Annotated in this window: 14 protein-coding genes and 1 pseudogene; 5 read left to right on the forward strand and 10 right to left on the reverse strand. The window is 62.9% G+C overall.

All coding sequences use genetic code 11. The features are described from left to right. Window positions 1–765 precede the first annotated feature (765 nt). Window positions 766–1140 carry an endonuclease domain-containing protein gene (locus DAD186_RS10930; protein WP_167550746.1) on the forward strand — a complete coding sequence of 125 codons (375 nt, stop codon included), beginning with the start codon at window positions 766–768 and terminating at the stop codon, window positions 1138–1140. Window positions 1141–1440: 300 nt separating this feature from the next. On the opposite strand, the gene DAD186_RS01410 is transcribed toward DAD186_RS10930, so the two are convergent. Both DAD186_RS01410 and DAD186_RS01415 read right to left on the reverse strand, forming a co-directional pair. Beyond that, window positions 1441–2160 (reverse strand): TetR/AcrR family transcriptional regulator, encoded by a 720-nt coding sequence (locus tag DAD186_RS01410; protein WP_167550747.1) that lies wholly within the window; start codon window positions 2158–2160, stop codon window positions 1441–1443. Window positions 2161–2410: 250 nt separating this feature from the next. Then, on the reverse strand, window positions 2411–3103 hold the full coding sequence (locus DAD186_RS01415) for a uracil-DNA glycosylase (RefSeq protein ID WP_065247198.1): 693 nt from the start codon (window positions 3101–3103) through the stop codon (window positions 2411–2413). Window positions 3104–3139: 36 nt separating this feature from the next. On the opposite strand from DAD186_RS01415, the gene DAD186_RS01420 reads away from it, so the two are divergent. From DAD186_RS01420 to groL, 3 genes are all read left to right on the forward strand, one after another. After that, window positions 3140–3376, forward strand: coding sequence for a DUF3263 domain-containing protein (locus DAD186_RS01420; RefSeq protein WP_065247199.1), 237 nt, complete (start codon window positions 3140–3142; stop codon window positions 3374–3376). Between the two features lie 73 nt (window positions 3377–3449). Then, the gene (locus DAD186_RS01425; RefSeq protein WP_065247200.1) at window positions 3450–4109 is read left to right on the forward strand and encodes a LytR C-terminal domain-containing protein; all 660 of its coding nucleotides are present in this window, start codon (window positions 3450–3452) and stop codon (window positions 4107–4109) included. 295 nt (window positions 4110–4404) lie between these two features. After that, a complete protein-coding gene (gene groL / locus DAD186_RS01430; RefSeq protein ID WP_065247201.1) occupies window positions 4405–6039 on the forward strand; it encodes a chaperonin GroEL in 1635 nt (544 codons plus the stop codon). Window positions 6040–6110: 71 nt separating this feature from the next. Here the strand turns inward: groL and DAD186_RS01435 are convergent, their stop codons facing one another. From DAD186_RS01435 to DAD186_RS01450, 4 genes and pseudogenes are all read right to left on the reverse strand, one after another. Then, window positions 6111–6467 carry a DUF4298 domain-containing protein gene (locus DAD186_RS01435; RefSeq protein ID WP_236886264.1) on the reverse strand — a complete coding sequence of 119 codons (357 nt, stop codon included), beginning with the start codon at window positions 6465–6467 and terminating at the stop codon, window positions 6111–6113. Between the two features lie 138 nt (window positions 6468–6605). Further along, window positions 6606–6659: pseudogene (locus DAD186_RS11275) on the reverse strand (hypothetical protein); the annotation flags it as partial. Between the two features lie 386 nt (window positions 6660–7045). Next, window positions 7046–10582, reverse strand: coding sequence for a Rib/alpha-like domain-containing protein (locus DAD186_RS01445; protein WP_065247204.1), 3537 nt, complete (start codon window positions 10580–10582; stop codon window positions 7046–7048). 574 nt (window positions 10583–11156) lie between these two features. Beyond that, window positions 11157–12158 carry an LLM class flavin-dependent oxidoreductase gene (locus tag DAD186_RS01450; protein ID WP_065247205.1) on the reverse strand — a complete coding sequence of 334 codons (1002 nt, stop codon included), beginning with the start codon at window positions 12156–12158 and terminating at the stop codon, window positions 11157–11159. Window positions 12159–12285: 127 nt separating this feature from the next. On the opposite strand from DAD186_RS01450, the gene DAD186_RS01455 reads away from it, so the two are divergent. Continuing rightward, the gene (locus DAD186_RS01455; protein WP_065247206.1) at window positions 12286–13098 is read left to right on the forward strand and encodes an RNase H family protein; all 813 of its coding nucleotides are present in this window, start codon (window positions 12286–12288) and stop codon (window positions 13096–13098) included. 78 nt (window positions 13099–13176) lie between these two features. On the opposite strand, the gene DAD186_RS01460 is transcribed toward DAD186_RS01455, so the two are convergent. From DAD186_RS01460 to DAD186_RS01475, 4 genes are all read right to left on the reverse strand, one after another. Next, window positions 13177–13527, reverse strand: coding sequence for a DUF4298 domain-containing protein (locus DAD186_RS01460; RefSeq protein ID WP_065247207.1), 351 nt, complete (start codon window positions 13525–13527; stop codon window positions 13177–13179). 110 nt (window positions 13528–13637) lie between these two features. After that, a complete protein-coding gene (locus DAD186_RS01465) occupies window positions 13638–15104 on the reverse strand; it encodes a HAMP domain-containing sensor histidine kinase (RefSeq protein WP_236886266.1) in 1467 nt (488 codons plus the stop codon). Window positions 15105–15154: 50 nt separating this feature from the next. Further along, complete coding sequence (locus tag DAD186_RS01470; RefSeq protein ID WP_016663830.1) at window positions 15155–15874, reverse strand: response regulator transcription factor; 720 nt, start codon at window positions 15872–15874, stop codon at window positions 15155–15157. Between the two features lie 75 nt (window positions 15875–15949). Then, window positions 15950–16531 (reverse strand): LapA family protein, encoded by a 582-nt coding sequence (locus tag DAD186_RS01475; RefSeq protein WP_082991024.1) that lies wholly within the window; start codon window positions 16529–16531, stop codon window positions 15950–15952.

Here is a 16531-nt window from a genome sequence, read left to right on the forward strand (position 1 = left end):
GAGGGGGGTGCTGCCACGGCAGCATCCCCCTTTTCTTTCCTCCTCACCCTCCTCACCCTCCCTCCCTTATCCTCCCTGCCCTCCCTCCTCTCCCTCTCTGACTCGCGAAAGTGGTGAATAACCGCGTGAGATCAATGAGCCTTGCCGTGAGGCGGCTGTTTCTCACCACTTGCGGAAAGTGGCGGCAGGGAAGCCGGGGCCTCGACTCGTGCTCCACATTCCCCGGCTATCCACGAGTGCGGCTTGCTCCTGGTGCGGGGAGTTCTAGCGCACCAAAGTGGAGGCATGACGCCTCGCCAACCAGCACCCCTGTTTTCAACGTCGCAGCTTCGCGAGCAGGGGTGGACGCGCGCTCGCATAAAGGAGTGTGCGGAACGTGGGGACCTCCTCGAAGTTTCACGCGGAAGATTTCTTCCGATGCGAAAGTCAACGCCCGAGTCGGTCCGCGTTGCCGCTAGAAGTGGCTGCTGGGTGACCTGCTTCTCGGCGCTCAAGCTCTATGGGCTCTGGGTCCCGCCGATGGATATAAGGCCGCACCTCACGACGACGTGGCGGCGACTTGAGACCGGCCGTGCACGCGCATCTGACTTGGGAAAACATCGCCGTTTGAATCGCCCAGTTCGGGGCGGCCTTGTTGTGAGTCCCAAGGACGCGCTGATAGCGGCTGTCAAGTGCGGCACGCCTGAGCAGGCCTTCATCGTCCTTGAATCGGCCCTAAAACTCGGGGTTGCCACTCGGGACGAAGTTCGCGAAATTCTTACGCACGTGAGTAAGAAGAAGGCGCGGATAATTGGAGTGCCCGGCTCCCGGTCCGATTCGGGTTCGGAATCCGCTCTCGCCTTTCGCTTACGGAAGCTCAAACTCGAATTCGCGCAGCAGGTGTGGATTCGTGACGTGGGTAGGGTGGACATCCTTGTGGGCCAATCGCTCGTCATCGAGCTGGACTCATGGCAGCATCATCAAGCCGACCGAAAGGCCTATCACCGAGACCGTGAGAGAGACGCGGTTCTCATTGCCCGCGGGTATACGGTTGTGCGCCTTGCCTATGCTCATGTGTTTTTCGATTGGCAGAAATATGAGGCGTTGCTCAGGGGATACATCAAGCGAAGGTTGCACAAGCGCCCTGTGCGGGCGTGGTGATATGAGCCCGCGAGGAAGCAAGCGTTAAAAGTGATGAAAAACTGCCGAAAAGATCGCGATCTGATCGCGTGGTGGCTGTTTTTCACCACTTACGCAAAGTGGGAATCGGATTCGGAATTCACCCTCGCGGCGGGCTAAGAATAGGTTGCAGCTTGGCGGCCCAGAGCTGAGCACTGGTGGCCCAGAGGTAAGCACTGTTGGTCCACGGCTGAGCACTGATGTATTTGAGGCTCGGCTGCGTAGCAAGTGCTGGGGCGGAGGCTGACGCAGGGGTGGGCGCGTGGCCGAGGCTGGGCCTCTTTACTCGCGGCTCGCCTTGAGCGCGGCCTTGACCATCGCGCGCACGAAGTCGGTGAAACCCGCGGCGTCGATGAAACCCTGGATTTCAAGGTGGGTCCAACCGTGGGCGCTTGCCCACACTGCGCGCAGAAGCGTCGTGGCATCCTCGGGAGAAATCTCGCCACTCGCACCGTACTTCGTGCGGCCCTCGGTCATGGCCTGAGAAAGATGCTTCGCGATCGCTTCGAATTCGTCAACATTGGTGCCGAGGTCGCGGAATGCCGTGAGCAGGTGGTTGTCGCGACGCGAAAGACCGGACCCAGTAGAGCCGGAGGTGGTGTCGGACTCGGTGGTGCCTGCCGCACCCGGGGCCCCATTGGCCTGTGCTGCCCGGCCGGGGACCTGGTTGGCTTGGGTGAAGATGACGTCGAACAGTTCGGGGTTGTTCACAGCCCAGTCGTGGAGGGCGGTTGCGAGGGCGATGAGGTAGTTTTCCGGATCCTGGTCGCGGTCAACTTCGGTGAGGTGCTTCGCGAGGTCGCCAGCGGAGGTGACGACGACTGAGTTGAGGAGCTGCTTTTTCCCGCCAAAGAGGGAGTAGACGGCGGTGGTGGAGGTATTGCATGCGGCGGAGATGTCGCGAAGGGAGACCGCTGTGGGGCCGCCTTTGGCGAGTGCCTTCGACGCTGCTGCGATGAGTTCGGCGCGCAGTTCTTCGTCGTGGTGGCGGGGAGTATTCATGCCCATGGACTCCAATCGGGTGCGGTGTTGGCGGGTCCGGTTTGTAACGACTTCGTAACTATAGGCCTTAATTCCATGAATGCAACCCCGAAAGTCCCGGCGTACGGCACGCGTAGTGCAGTCATTTAAGAGCTCTAACCTGGGGTTTTGCCAAAACTTTAATGGCTGGTGCGGTTTCGTAGAAGTCTAGACCCTTGCGAGGGTGAGGGATGTCACTCTCGAGGGTCGGGTTTGAGTCCTGTAGTGATGGTTACGGCGTGCTCCAGTCCACAGGCTCGGCGCCACGGTCGGCGAGCAGTGCGTTCGCGCGCGAGAACGGCCGTGACCCAAAGAACCCGCGGCGCGCCGACAGTGGCGAAGGGTGTGCCGACTCGATAGTGCCCACGCCACCCGCATTGAGCATTGGCGAAAGAGAGCGGGCGTCGCGCCCCCACAGAATTGCGACGAGTGGACCGCCACGCTCGATGAGCGCGTTGATCGCCCGCATCGTGATCTGCTCCCAGCCTTTGCCACGATGCGAGGCGGGAGCCCCCGGTGCAACTGTGAGAGCTCTGTTGAGGAGCATGACGCCCTGGCTTTGCCACGCCGACAGGTCCCCATGTTCGCTCGGCGGGATGCCGAGGTCAGCCTCGCGCTCGAGATAAATGTTTTGAAGTGACCGCGGCAGCGGGTGCACGTGGCGTTCGACGGCGAAGCTCAACCCAATGGGGTGGCCCGGTGTGGGGTAGGGGTCTTGGCCAACGATCAGCACGCGAACGTCGGCAAGCGGCGTTTCGAAGGCGCGAAAGATGCGATCGCCGGAAGGGAGGTAGTGGCGCCCCGCGGCGAGCTCGGCGCGCAAAAAGGCACCCATCTGGCGGATGTTCGGTTCGACGCTCGCGAGGGCTTCGGCCCAGTCGGCGGCCATAACGGCAGTCAGGGGAGGTGGCGCGGTCTCGTTCATGCCCCCAGGGTACGGGGCGTGCCTAGACTTGAATCCATGACCGATGAGCCACTGGCCGATAAACCGCAGCTAAGCGAAACCGATCGCGCGATCCTCGACCTCGAGGCACGCGTGTACCGCAGTGCGGGCGCGAAGGAACGCGACATCTTGCGGCTCACGGGCCTCACGCCGGCCCGCTATCACGCGCGGCTCGTGCGGCTCATGCGAGATCCTGCAGCGGTGCGGTATGCACCCGGTGTGGTCCGACGCTTGCTGGGGCGTACGCGTTCCTGACGTGAGGACCGGAGTGCGGCGCGCCGCGGGCGCAATCGCGCGTTCGGTGCGCTACTGCCGATAGCATGTTCTCGTGGCAGATCAGAGCACGTACCCGTACGAACCGGACCAGTTTGACCGCGAGGCCGATCAGGTGGGCGCCCACGGCGCGCACCGTGCTGAGGAGCCGTTCTTCAAGCGGAATCTTTCGACGATCATCGTGATCGTCGCGGCACTTGTGGCGCTTGCGCTCGTGCTGTGGGCCGTCTCTGGTCTCGGTAAGGGGAGCGAAAATTCTCCGGCTCCGGTCGAGTCGTCGACGTCGGCACCGGCAGCATCCGGCGAGGATGCGCCGGTCGCGAGCGACAACGGCGGCGACCGGGGTGATAACGGCGGCGAGGATGCTACCGAAAAACCGTCCGAGGAAGCAGCCCCCGAAGTCGATCGCGAATCTCCCGTGCTCGTGCTCAACGGCAAGCGAAAGCAGGGGATGGCCGGGCGCTGGCAGAAGGCCCTCGAAGAGCAGGGCTGGACCAAGGTCGATACCGATACGGGTAAGCGTTCCAAGAGCGCCGGCGTCTACTACAAGAACGACGAGGATCAGGCCACCGCCGAAGCTCTCGCGAAGTACGTGGGTGTTGAAGCCGAAAAGACCGACAAGTACAAGGCGAACATCACGGTGGTCATCATCGATGAGCCGGGCGACCTTGCCGAGGTTGATAACGCCGGTCAGGGCGGCGACGAGGGTCAGTAGAGCTCGCTGTAGGGCGCGCCACAAGGGTGGACGTGAGGCTCGCCGTCACGCTCCCAGAGAAATTCCCAGCGAGCGTTAGCACTCTTCGCCTCAGAGTGCTTATGATGGTTTAGCACTCGCATGGCGTGAGTGACAACGGGCTTCCGGCAACCGTCGGACCCACCGCCACCCGCGCCGCCGCGAGCATTCCAGTGAGGTGAGAGCCCCACCAACCCAGACGTGAAGGGGAGGGCAAGGCTCGTCCGTCGCGGGCACCTGGCTGGAGCACACTCATACACTTTGGGAGTTACCACTCATGGCAAAGCTCATCGCATTTGACGAAGAAGCACGCCGCGGCCTCGAGCGGGGCATGAACCAGCTCGCTGACGCCGTGAAGGTGACCCTTGGACCGAAGGGACGCAACGTCGTCCTCGAAAAGTCCTGGGGCGCACCGACCATCACCAACGATGGCGTGTCGATCGCGAAGGAAATTGAACTCGAGGATCCGTACGAGAAGATCGGCGCGGAACTCGTCAAAGAGGTCGCGAAGAAGACAGACGACGTTGCCGGCGACGGCACGACCACCGCAACCGTTCTCGCGCAGGCCCTCGTGAAGGAAGGCCTCCGCAACGTTGCCGCGGGCGCCAACCCGATCGCCCTCAAGCGCGGCATCGACAAGGCTGTTGCCGCCGTGAGCGAGAAGCTCATCGCGCAGGCCGTCGAGATCGAGTCCAAGGAGCAGATCGCGAACACCGCCGCGATCTCCGCCGCTGACCCGGCAATCGGCGAACTTATTGCCGAGGCTCTCGACAAGGTCGGCAAGGAAGGCGTTATCACGGTTGAGGAGTCGAACACGACTGGCCTCGAGCTCGAGCTCACCGAGGGCATGCGTTTCGACAAGGGCTTCATCTCGCCCTACTTTGTGACCGATCCTGAGCGCCAGGAAGCTGTTCTTGAGGACCCGTACATCCTGCTCACCTCGTCGAAGGTGTCGCAGCTCAAGGATCTGCTGCCGCTTCTCGACAAGGTCATCCAGGCGAACAAGCCGCTCGTGATCATCGCCGAGGACGTCGACGGTGAGGCGCTTCCCGCGCTCGTCGTCAACAAGCTGCGTGGCGTGTTCAAGTCGGTTGCCGTGAAGGCCCCCGGCTTCGGCGATCGCCGCAAGGCCATGCTCCAGGACATGGCGATCCTCACCGGCGGCACCGTGATCTCGGAAGAGGTGGGCCTCTCGCTCGAGACCGCCGACCTCAACGTGCTCGGCCGTGCCCGCAAGGTCGTCGTGACGAAGGACGAGACGACGATCGTTGAGGGCGCTGGCGACGGCGAGCAGATCGCCGGCCGCGTCAAGCAGATCCGCAGCGAGATCGAGGTTTCGGATTCGGATTACGACCGCGAGAAGCTCCAGGAGCGCCTCGCGAAGCTCGCTGGCGGCGTAGCCGTCATCAAGGCGGGTGCCGCAACCGAGGTTGAGCTCAACGAGCGCAAGCACCGCATCGAGGATGCTGTGCGCAACGCGAAGGCTGCCGTCGAAGAGGGCATCGTCGCCGGTGGTGGCGTGGCTCTGATCCAGGCTGGCAAGGATGCGTTCGCCTCGCTCTCGCTCGAGGGTGACGAGGCGACGGGCGCGTCGATCGTGCAGGTCGCGATCGAGGCTCCGCTCAAGCAGATCGCCGCGAACGCTGGCCTTGAGGGTGGCGTTGTGGCGTCGAAGGTCAAGCAGCTCCCCGTGGGCGAGGGCCTCAACGCTGCGAGCGGCGAGTACCAGAACCTCATCGAGGCTGGCGTGCTCGACCCGGTCAAGGTGACCCGCTCGGCCCTTCAGAACGCCGCGTCGATTGCGGGCCTGTTCCTCACCACGGAGGCCGTCGTTGCCGATAAGCCGGAGCCGGTGAAGGCTCCCGCTGGCGGCGACATGGATGCCATGGGAGGCATGGGCGGCATGATGTGATCGCCTTTTAGCGAAAAGGAACCCTCGCACCATTTGTGGTGCGAGGGTTTCTTTATGCCTCGGTGGGGGCGTTAGCCTTCCTGCTCCTCTTCGCCGGGCACGCGGGTGAAGAACCCTGAGGAGAGCGCGAGGAGTTCGCGCATGAGTTCAAATTGGCCGCCGTGCATGTCCCAGATTTCATCTTCGCCGGCCGCTTCGGGACGCTCGTAGATCGACTCGGTTGTGGTGACATCGGCGAGCCAGCCGTTGTCGTAGTACGCCATGAGGGGTTTCATAGCCTCGTTGTACGCCTTAATGGCTTCGAGCCCTTCAACGGCTTTTTCGTAGGCTTCGCGGGATTTTACAAGGTTCTCTTGAGCCACGGAAAGGCGTTCGAGGGCGGCCTTTTGTTCAGGGGTGTGCTCTTCGGGAGCGGCGTTAATGTTCATGGCTTTAGTGTGGCATGAGTGTTTGACGTAGCACTGGGAAGTTCCGTCGTCTTTGTAGGGGGCGAAGAGCTGGGGGAGGCGGAGCCAACCGGTTTTCTCGTAGAGCGCGATGGCGTCTTGTTGGAGGCTGCCGGTGTGGAGGTAGAGCTTGGTTGCGCCACGGGCGGCGGCGTCCCGTTCGATGTGCTGCATGAGTGCCGTGGCGATGCCTTGGCCTCGGTATTTTTTCCGACGATAAGCCGTTTGACCTCGAGACGGTCAGGTAGTGCGCGAAGCATGACTGTACCGACGGCAGTGTTGCCGTGGACAGCGAGGAGGACGGTGAGGATCGTTTCCGGGTCGAGGGTTTCGTCGCTGCGGCCCTGGTGTTCGGGGTGGGCGGCGTAGTAGGCGCGGTAGCGAGGCTCGAGTTCGGCGTCTTTCTCGGCGTGGAGCGCCGTAACGCGTGGGTCGTTGTGGCTCACGCGAATGATGCCCACTTGTTCGCTCATGCCTCGATGTTAACGGGGGTGGCCCCCACTCCCGAAGGAGCGGGGGCCACACCGTTTTTAGCTACTGAACGGCGGTGAGGGGTGAGCTCACTGCTCGTTCTTGCGGCGGCGAGTCACGAGAGCCGCACCACCAGCGAGGAGCGAGGCCGCAGCGGCGAGGAGGCCGCCGGTCTCAGCACCGGTACGCGGGAGGGCGTGCCTGCCACCCTTAGCGGGAACCTTCTTGATCGGCTTGGTCGGGCGGTCGGAGCCAGCATCGCCAGGCTGCTCGCCTGCGTCGTCACCGGGCTCCTCCGTGCCTTCGCCGGGCTCTTCGGTGCCGTTGCCGGGCTCTTCGGTGCCGTTGCCGGGCTCTTCGGTGCCGTTGCCGGGCTCTTCGGTGCCGTTGCCGGGCTCTTCGGTGCCGTTGCCGGGCTCTTCGGTGCCGTTGCCGGGCTCTTCGGTGCCGTTGCCGGGCTCTTCGGTGCCGTCGCCGGGCTCTTCGGTGCCGTCATCGGTTCCATCGACCGGGGTGTCGATGACGTTGATCGTCGCAACAACGACCTCGCTCGAGCCGTCGGGGTAGGTCACGAGGACCTCGTAGACGTTCTCAACCGCGGCGAAGGTCGTCTCAACGGTGATCGCGCCGGTCTCCGGATCGATCGTCACGCCCTCGATCTCACCATCGTTCAGAGCGAACTTGGTGCCTTCAGGCATGTCGCGCTCTTCGCCGGTCTCCTCGTCCGTGAACTTCGGAGCCTCGATGGTGCCAACCTTGCCGCGCTCCACCTCGGCCGGGGCGTACACCGGCTGGTAGAGGGTGGCCTGTTCGGGTGCGACGACCTTGACCGTGGCGACGACAGTTTCCTTCGAGCCGTCGGGGTAGGTCACCTCAACCTCGTAGACGTTGGTGGCAGGTGCGGCGTGGGTTGCCGACGACTTGATTTCGCCGGTTTCCTCGTCGATCCAGACACCTTCGATGTCACCGTCCTTGAGGGCGAACTTGGTGCCTTCGGGCATGTCGCGCTCTTCGCCGGTCTCCTCGTCGGTGAAGACGGGGGCTGCGACCTCGGCAACGTCACCCTGGGTGACGGTGACCTCGGTGTAAGCCGGCTGGTAAAGCTTGACCTGCGGAGTCTCTACGACGTGGATGGTCACGAAAGTCGTGTCGGTCGAGCCATCGGGGTAGGTCACGAGGACCTCGTACACGTGATCCGCAGGCGACGCGAACGTTGCGTTCGAGGAGATCGCACCTGTTTCTTCGTCGATAGTGACGCCTTCAATCTCTCCGTCCTTGAGAGTGAACTTCGTGCCCTCAGGCGCGAACTCCACCTCGTCGGTCGCGAGATCATCGAAGGTCGGCGCATCGACGAAAGCCGTCTCGCCGCGCTCAACCGTGACGTCGGTGTACACCGGCGTCAGGTTCTCAGCATCGGTCGGGCCAACAACGGTGATGGTCTCGTAGATGGTGTCCTTCGAGCCATCGGGGTAGGTCACGTCAACGGCGATCGGGTAACGGCCCGGCTCGGCGTCCTCAGCCACGATGATTTCACCGGTCTCCGGGTCGACAGTGATGCCTTCGGGGAGCGGGGAGTACTCGTTCGGGCCGAAGGTCGTGCCTTCGGGAACGAACTCGACTGCATCCGTGGTCGGATCATCGAACGTCGGAGCATCCGAACGCTCTCCCTGCTTGAGGGTGGTGTCCGTGTACTGCGGGTTGTACTTATCCGCTTCCGGCTTGGCCTTGATGACGATCGTCTCGTAGACGATGTCGGTCGAGCCATCGGGGTAGGTCACCTCGACTGCGATCGGATAGCTGCCGGGCTCGGCGTCCTCAGCAATGGTGAGGGCACCGGTCTCGGGATCCACCGTGACACCTTCGGGCAGGCCGTAGTTGTCCTCGCTCTTGGGGGCGAACTTCGTGCCCTCAGGTGCGGACTCGACCTCGTCGGTGGTGGGATCATCGAAGGTGGGCGCGGAGGAGATGTCACCCTGGGTGAACTCGTTCTCCGTGTACTGCGGGTTGTAGTTGTCCGCTTCTGGCTTGGCCTTGATGACGATCGTCTCGTAGACGATGTCGGTCGAGCCATCGGGGTAGGTCACCTCGACAGCGGTCGGGTAGCTGCCCGGTTCGGCGTCCTCAGCAATGATGAGCGCACCAGTCTCGGGATCCACCGTGACGCCCTCGGGCAGGCCGTAGTTGTCCTCGCTCTTGGGGGCGAACTTCGTGCCCTCGGGAGCGGACTCGACATCGTCGGTGGTGGGATCGTCGAAGGTGGGAGCGGAGGAGATGTCACCCTGAGTGAACTCGTTCTCCGTGTACTGCGGGTTGTAATCGTCAGCGGTCGGCTTCGCCGAGACGTTGACCGTCACCTCAACCTCGTCGGTGGAGCCGTCGGGGTAGGTGACCTCGACAACAACCTTGTGCTCGCCGGCGGGAACGTCCTCGCCGATCACGAGAGCGCCGCTCTCTTCGTCAACGGTGATGCCCTCGGGGCCGTCCTTCTTCTCGAACTTCGTGCCCTCGGGAGCGGACTCAACCTTATCGGTTGCCGTGTCGTCGAACGTCGGAGCGTCCGAGACATCTCCCTGCGTCAGATCCGTGTCCGTGTAAGCCGGCTCGTACTTCACCTTGTCGAGTGTGATGAATTCGACGGAAAGGTGGGGTTGCTTGGCCTCAACCGTGGTGGTCCCACCATCGACGAGGGGGCTCTCGGGGTCTACGCGGAAAGTCTTGGCGTACGAGCCACTGAAAGACACGGAGTATTCGCCTACGGGAATATCGCCAAGGTTCTTGCTGATGGCCTTGCCCCGCCAACCCCGCCATTTAGTTTCCGACCTGTATGATTTGCCGTCCTTATCGGTGAACGTCACCTCAAAGTCGCGCAGCTCCTCCGGCAATTCGCTTGCGTCGGGGTAGGGCAGGCCTGCAAGGTTGCCGTTGGTGGTGACGTTTTTACCATCGATCGTCACGCCGAAGTTCACGAAGCCGGTCTCGGGCGTGGCAGGTGTCTCAGGAGTCGGGTCGGTGGGCTGCTCCGGATTTGGCGCGGGTGCCGGCTCGGGCGCAGGCTCGGGTGCCGGCTCAGGCGCGGGGGCTTCTGGGGTTGGGTCAGCGGGCTGCTCCGGATTTGGCGCGGGCGTTCCCGGGGTCGTGTCGGCTGGCTTCTTATTGACGACGAGATCAACGTCCTGGGTTGTACCGTCGCCGAAGGTGACGCGGATCACGTACACGTTCTTGGACTTTGTCCATTTCTTGCCTTCTGCTGGCCGCATGATGCCATCGGCGTATTCGTAGCCCTTCACGCCCGACCAACGGTTAGCGAACTTGACGTCTTCAGGGATGTCGACGATGTTGCCGTCCTTGTCCTTGAAGACCGGAGCCTGGCTTCCTTCGCGGCTGCCGGCAGTCACGGTCGATTCAGGGTACTCAACAGTGAAGTCTGCAGCAGTCGAAGGTGCGGGCGCCGCAGCATCGCCTTCCGCCGCGAAAGCGCTCGGGGCATCGATGGCGCTCGCGCCAACAACGCCGGTGGTGCCGAGGACGGCGCCTACGGCGAGGGCTGCAGCACCGCGGCGCCACAGGGGGGTAACTGAGGATTCCGCGCGGTGGCTGTTCCGCTTACGGAAAGCATCGAAGACCATGAGTTCTCCAACTTTCTGTGCTTGGGGAGTTAAAGGATTCGCCGCACAACACCTGTTGTGGGCGTCCAAACTCGACGCTAATCGCTTTTGGGCCATTTGTGAAGTGAGCAATTTTCCTCGAGGGGCTGGGCCTCGTGCGGGCACGCGAGAGACGTCCGGTGAGCGGTGCTGTTGAAGCAGGGGTGGCTGGAGGGAAGGAGATTCGTGCATAGCGATCGCGTGGGGAAACGTTGGTATAGCAAATGTTACGACATTGTTACGGATTAGTGACCCGACCCTCGCGACCCCGATGGTGGCTCCGTCATGGAAGCTCGCACGTCACAGTGTTGCGTAGGCCTTACTTCTTAGTGGAATGGTTGGTCGCTAAGAATGAAGAAGGACTTTCGTGAGGTCACAAAAGAAAGAGAAGTAAGGCCTCGATTAGTCGAAAATAGTCACCAGTTGTTAACCGTTCTAAAAATTACTTCCGGGAAAGAAAACGCCGACCGACAGCACCTCGTGGGTGCCGCCGGTCGGCGTTGGTAACGAAATCGTTATCGTGACAAAGGGTGAAGGCGGGACTTAAGTCCGCTCCTCACTTGAGCCATGCTTCGGCGAGCAGGCGCTGGCTCTCATAGCGCTCCGCGGGGTCATGGAAGTAGTTCGAGACGATGAACTCGTCAGCGTGGGTCTCCTCCGCGAGGCGTGAAAGCTCGGCCTCAACCGTGCTCGGGGAACCCACCGCGCGCACCGCAAGCGCCCCGTTGACGCGCTCAAGCACGGGGGCGGGGAGCAGCGCCGAGATCTCGGCGGGCGGCTGAATCAACTGTCGCTTGCCTATCCCAAGCGCTGCAAAGGCCTGTTGCAGGGTGGAGAACTGGCGTTCAGCTTCTTGATCCGTTGAAGCCACATACACATTCACACCCACCATCACGTGCGGCTTCTCCACTTGCGCGGTCGGTGCTTCGGCATTGAACTCGCGGCGATAAAGCGCGATCGCCTCCTTGTACTGGAAGGGCGCGAAGTGGCTTGCGACCGCGAACGGCAACCCGAGCTGCGCCGCAAGACCTGCGCCCGCGAGGGAGCTGCCAAGCACCCACATCGGCACGTTTGTGCCTTGCGCAACGTATGCGCCGATCCGGTACCGCGAGAGCGTGTCATCGCTTGCCCAGGCCTGCATATCGGCAACCGCCCGCGCGAAATCCTCCGGCTCAGCGCTCGTGCGCCCAAGAAGCTGCGCCGTGAGCGGATCCGTGCCGGGTGCGCGGCCAAGGCCCAAATCAATCCTCGGGCCGTGGAACTGCGTGAGCGTGCCAAACTGCTCGATCACCTGGAGCGGTGCGTGATTCGGAAGCATGACCCCGCCGGAACCGACGCGAATGCGCTTCGTGCGCGAGGCCGCCCGATCAATGAGGAGCGACGTCGCATTCGAGGCGAGATTCAGCGTGTTGTGATGCTCCGCGAACCAATACCGCTTGTATCCCTGCTCGTCGGCGAGCTCAGCTGCCCGCATTGACGCCTCGATTGCGTCGGCGAACGACTGCCCCTCGCTCACCCCCACGAGATCAAGAATCGCCAGGTCAGGACGCTTAGACATAGGAAACCTCCACAGAAGTGCGCTCGATAGGTGCGCGAAACCGTCGGACTCTCACCAAACGCCCTTTGAGCGCGCCGCTATTCCACCCACCCGCCCGGCTATTCAGGGGCTGTGAAAAAATATGACCATGACGATCACCGCAGCAGCAGACGGCTCCGCACTTGGCAACCCTGGCCCCACCGGCTGGGCCTGGTACATCAACGACGAGTGCTGGAGCGCGGGCGGAAGCACCCACGGCACGAATAACATCGGCGAGCTCACCGCCGTGCGCGAACTGCTCAGCCAAACCCGCGAAGCCGGTCACGTGGCCGAGGACCTCGTGATCCTGTGCGACTCGCAGTACGTCATCAACTCCGTCACGAAGTGGATGCCCGGCTGGAAAAAGAAGGGCTGGAAAAAGAAAGACGGCAAGCCCGTGCTGAACGTCGAGCTCATGAAGGCGATTGACCGCGAAATGCAGGGCCGCAACGTGCGCTTCGAATGGGTCAAGGGCCATGCGGGCCACGAGATGAACGAGGCCGCTGACGAGCGCGCCCGGGCCGCGGCGACCGCCTACCAGAAGGGCACGGCGCCGAACGTGGGGCCTGGTTTCACGGGTGCGGTCCACGCGGGTGCCCCGCGCACGGTTCCGACGCCTGCCAGCCTAGAGCGCTCCCTGTGGTGTGAAAGCGCGTCCCCGCGTGAGCGCCTCGGCGAGGATCCTCATTTCATTGATACCCGCGCTCGTGTGATGAGCATCGAGGAATGGGTGACGGGGGTCGAGGCTTTGCGTGCCCGAGGGGTGAAGCTGTGCGGTGAGGTGACGTCGCGAGAGGTCGGCCCGCACCTCCACCTGACCGACACCGTGCTCGAAGCTGCCGGCCGGAACTTTCGCATCGTGACCCTGTGGGGTGGCGAGAATCCGCGGATCCTCCACCAACAGTGGGCCTCGCTTAGTTGAGCTCGCAGCCGCGGCTAGTTCGACGTAGAACGTTGCCTAGCCGTCCTGCAGGTCGGCGACAGGAGCGCCACGGGGGTGTTAGTTCTCGTCTGAATCTTCGCCGGGCACGCGCACGAAGAATTGTGAGGAGAGCGCGAGGAGTTCGCGCATGAGTTCGTATTGGCCGCCGTGCATATCCCAGATTTCATCTTCGCCGGCCGCTTCGGGGCGTTCGAAGATCGAATCCGTTGCAGTGACGTCGGCTTGCCAACCGTTGTCGTAGTAGGCCATGAGGGGCTTCATGGTCTCGTTGTAGGCCTTGATAGCTTCGAGCCCTTCGACGGCCTTCTCGTATGCTTCGCGGGACTTGACGAGGTTCCCCTGGGCAACGCTGAGGCGCTCGAGGGCGGCTTTTTGATCGGGAGTGTGCTCTTCGGGTGAGTTGTTCATGGTCTTAGTGTGGCACGAGATGTTTGACGTGGCGCTGGGAAACTCGATCTTCGGTGGAGGGTGCGAAGAGGTGGGGAGGCGGCCCCAGCCGGTCTTCTCGTCGTGGGCGCTTAGCTGAGCTCGGCTTCCGGGAGCTCCACGCGGAACGTTGCCCCGCCGCCGTCCGTTTGATGGATCGAGATCGTGCCGTCGTGATGCTGCATGATTGTGGCCGCAATCGAGAGGCCAAGCCCCGCGCCGCCGCCTTGAGTTTGCTGGCGTTGGCGGGACTCGTCGGTGCGGAAGAACCGCTCGAAAACCCTCTCGCGGATGTCCGCCGGAATGCCCTCACCATGGTCGCGCACCTCAATAATGGCCTTACCATCGCGGCCATTGCCGAGCGCGACCTCCACGGGTGAACCCTTCGGCGTGTGCCTGTTCGCGTTACCCACGAGGTTCACAATGACCTGTCGAAGTGCAGCTTCGTCGCCAAGCACCCCGAGCGGGGGAACGGTCTCGGGTGTAAGAACCGCACCCGCGAGGTCAACGATCGCGACTTCTCTCGTGGGATCGAGCGCCCGCAAATCCTGCACCACGTCCTTCACGATCCCCGAGGCATCGAGCGGCACGAGATCGAAAGAACGCTGCTCATCGAGCCTCGCGAGCTTCAAAAGCGATTCAACGAGGGACCCCATGCGTTTCGCCTCATCCTCGATGCGGCGCATCGCCTGCGCGACATCCTCGTCGCGCGGCATCGCCCCCATGCGATACAACTCGCCATTGCCGCGGATCGCCGCGAGGGGAGTGCGAAGCTCGTGCGAGGCATCCGCAACGAAGCGACGCATGCGCGACTGGCTCGCGAGCGCCTCCGCCTGCGACTCGGCCTGGGCTTGAAAACCCTTCTCGAGGCGAATGAGCATCTCGTTGAGGGCCACGCTCAGCGAATGCACCTCTTGCGAGGAGTAGCTCACGGGGATGCGCGTGCCGAGAGTGCCAGCCGCAACGTTCTTGGCGGCCTTCTCCACATCGCGCAAAGGCTCGAGAGCATAGTGGAGCACGTAGCCGCCAAGCCCCACGCCAACGAGCACCACCATCGTGCCCACGAGCACGATGATGAGCGCCATCTCATTCATTGTGTTCTCCACGCCACGAAGCGGGAGAGCCACGAAAACCGAGGGGCCATCCGGATCGTTCGACGCAACCGCGCGCACACGCCACGACTCGCGATCATCCGCGACCAGAGTGAAGGGCTTTCCCTGGAGAGACACAACCTCCTCGCGCGTCAGCGGAGGGAGGTCGAGAGACGGGTCGCCGTCGGAATCCTGCACCACGCGCTGCAAAACCCCACCGGACTGATCCTGCCACTCCACCACGTAATCCACGGGCGTGTACTGCGCGCTCGGTGACCCCGTGGTGATGAGTGAAATGTTGCGGCGTGGATTGGCGATCGCGCTTGGGCTGACCGCTGCGGCGAGATCAGCGTCCACGCTTTCAATGAGGGTGCGCTTGAGGAGGAACAGTGAAAGCGCGCCCGTCACGATCGTTCCCGACACGAGAACGAGCGCGATGAGCGCGACAATTCGGGTCCATAGGGACACCGGGCGATTGGCCCGCGAAGCGCGGTCCTTCTTGGGGGCGTCGGTCAAGGTCAGCGCGGATCGGCCGGGCGCAGCACGTAGCCGATGCCCCTCTTCGTGTGAATCATGGGTTCACCAACCACGTCGATCTTGCGGCGAAGATACGAAATGTAGCTCTCGACGATGCCCACTTCGCCCGACCAGTCGTAATCCCACACGTGGTCGAGGATTTGGGTTTTTGACACCACGCGGCCCGCGTTCAGCATGAGGTAACGCAGCAGCTTGAACTCGGTGGGGGAGAGGTCGATCGGCGAATCGGCGCGCGTCACCTCGTGCGAATCCTCATCGAGGCGAAGATCGCCCACCACGAGCGCGCTTTCGCTCGGCTCGGCGACACCCACGTGGGTGCGGCGCAGCACCGCGCGAATGCGGGCTACGACCTCTTCGAGGCTGAACGGCTTCGTCACGTAATCATCGCCACCGACCGTGAGGCCAGCGACCTTATCCTTCGTTTCATCACGTGCCGTGAGGAAAAGGATCGGGTAGTGGTGGCCCTTGTCGCGAAGGCGGCGGGTCACCGTGAAACCGTCGATATCGGGCAGCATGACGTCGAGAACGATCAGATCGGGCTCGTTCTCGGTCGCCAGCTTGATGGCCTCCGCGCCATTGGAGGCCGCAAACACCTCGAAGCCCGCAAAACGCAGGCTCGTGGCGAGAAGGTCGCGAATGTTCGGTTCATCGTCGACAACGAGGAGGCGTGCCTCGTAGTCCTGCTCCTGCTCCGTGTTCATGGGTCAATGGTGTAACCCGAAGGTGAAGTTTCGCTGAACGTTGCCTGTGACTTGCGGGCGGGTGTGGCGAATCAGCTACTTCTGGTCACGGCGGAACTTGCGAAGCTGCCAGCCCATCTGAATCATGCGCACCGAACCGGCGAGCGCCATGATGAGCGCGCCCGCGATCGCCGCGAGGAGCATCGCCACGCCAAGCGGAAGGTTGAAGTGCCACGTGAAGTACTCGAACTGCGTGGACACATTGTTCTGAATCACGAACACGAGCAGCAGAATCAAAAGGAGCGCGCCCACGATGAGCGACGCCCACACGACGCCCATGCGCGACTTCGGCGCGGGCTGGGCAGCATTCTGATCACTCCGGGGCGCAGTCGAGGGAGCGGCCTTCGGCGCTTGCTGGGCCTGCGAGGTGCGCTGGCTCGTGGGCGCGGCGCTGGGCGTGGCCGGCTTCGCTTGCGTGACGGGGGCACTCGGGGCGCTCTTGGGGTCCGACGCCTGCCCCGCTCCACCGAAGCTCGGTGCCTCGGGCGCTGCCTGCGCCGAAGAGGAAGCGGTGCTCGCATTAGTCACGCCCGAACCGGCCGGGTGTGCGCGCGTGACTTCTTCAGCCTTGCTGTCGCGGTAAGAATCGGAGAAACCGTCGTATTCCTTAGAGTTCAT

It is taken from the genome of Dermabacter vaginalis (assembly GCF_001678905.1).
GTDB classification, from domain to species: Bacteria; Actinomycetota; Actinomycetes; order Actinomycetales; family Dermabacteraceae; genus Dermabacter; species Dermabacter vaginalis.

Coding starts and splice junctions, on each gene's coding strand:
- DAD186_RS01435 (WP_236886264.1), bottom strand. CDS start 6,467: ATGAACATTAACGCCGCTCCCGAAGAGCACACCCCTGAACAAAAGGCC.
- DAD186_RS01460 (WP_065247207.1), bottom strand. CDS start 13,527: ATGAACAACTCACCCGAAGAGCACACTCCCGATCAAAAAGCCGCCCTC.
- DAD186_RS01455 (WP_065247206.1), top strand. CDS start 12,286: ATGACGATCACCGCAGCAGCAGACGGCTCCGCACTTGGCAACCCTGGC.
- DAD186_RS01420 (WP_065247199.1), top strand. CDS start 3,140: ATGACCGATGAGCCACTGGCCGATAAACCGCAGCTAAGCGAAACCGAT.
- groL (WP_065247201.1), top strand. CDS start 4,405: ATGGCAAAGCTCATCGCATTTGACGAAGAAGCACGCCGCGGCCTCGAG.
- DAD186_RS01450 (WP_065247205.1), bottom strand. CDS start 12,158: ATGTCTAAGCGTCCTGACCTGGCGATTCTTGATCTCGTGGGGGTGAGC.
- DAD186_RS01410 (WP_167550747.1), bottom strand. CDS start 2,160: ATGAATACTCCCCGCCACCACGACGAAGAACTGCGCGCCGAACTCATC.
- DAD186_RS01470 (WP_016663830.1), bottom strand. CDS start 15,874: ATGAACACGGAGCAGGAGCAGGACTACGAGGCACGCCTCCTCGTTGTC.
- DAD186_RS01415 (WP_065247198.1), bottom strand. CDS start 3,103: ATGAACGAGACCGCGCCACCTCCCCTGACTGCCGTTATGGCCGCCGAC.
- DAD186_RS01445 (WP_065247204.1), bottom strand. CDS start 10,582: ATGGTCTTCGATGCTTTCCGTAAGCGGAACAGCCACCGCGCGGAATCC.
- DAD186_RS01475 (WP_082991024.1), bottom strand. CDS start 16,531: ATGAACTCTAAGGAATACGACGGTTTCTCCGATTCTTACCGCGACAGC.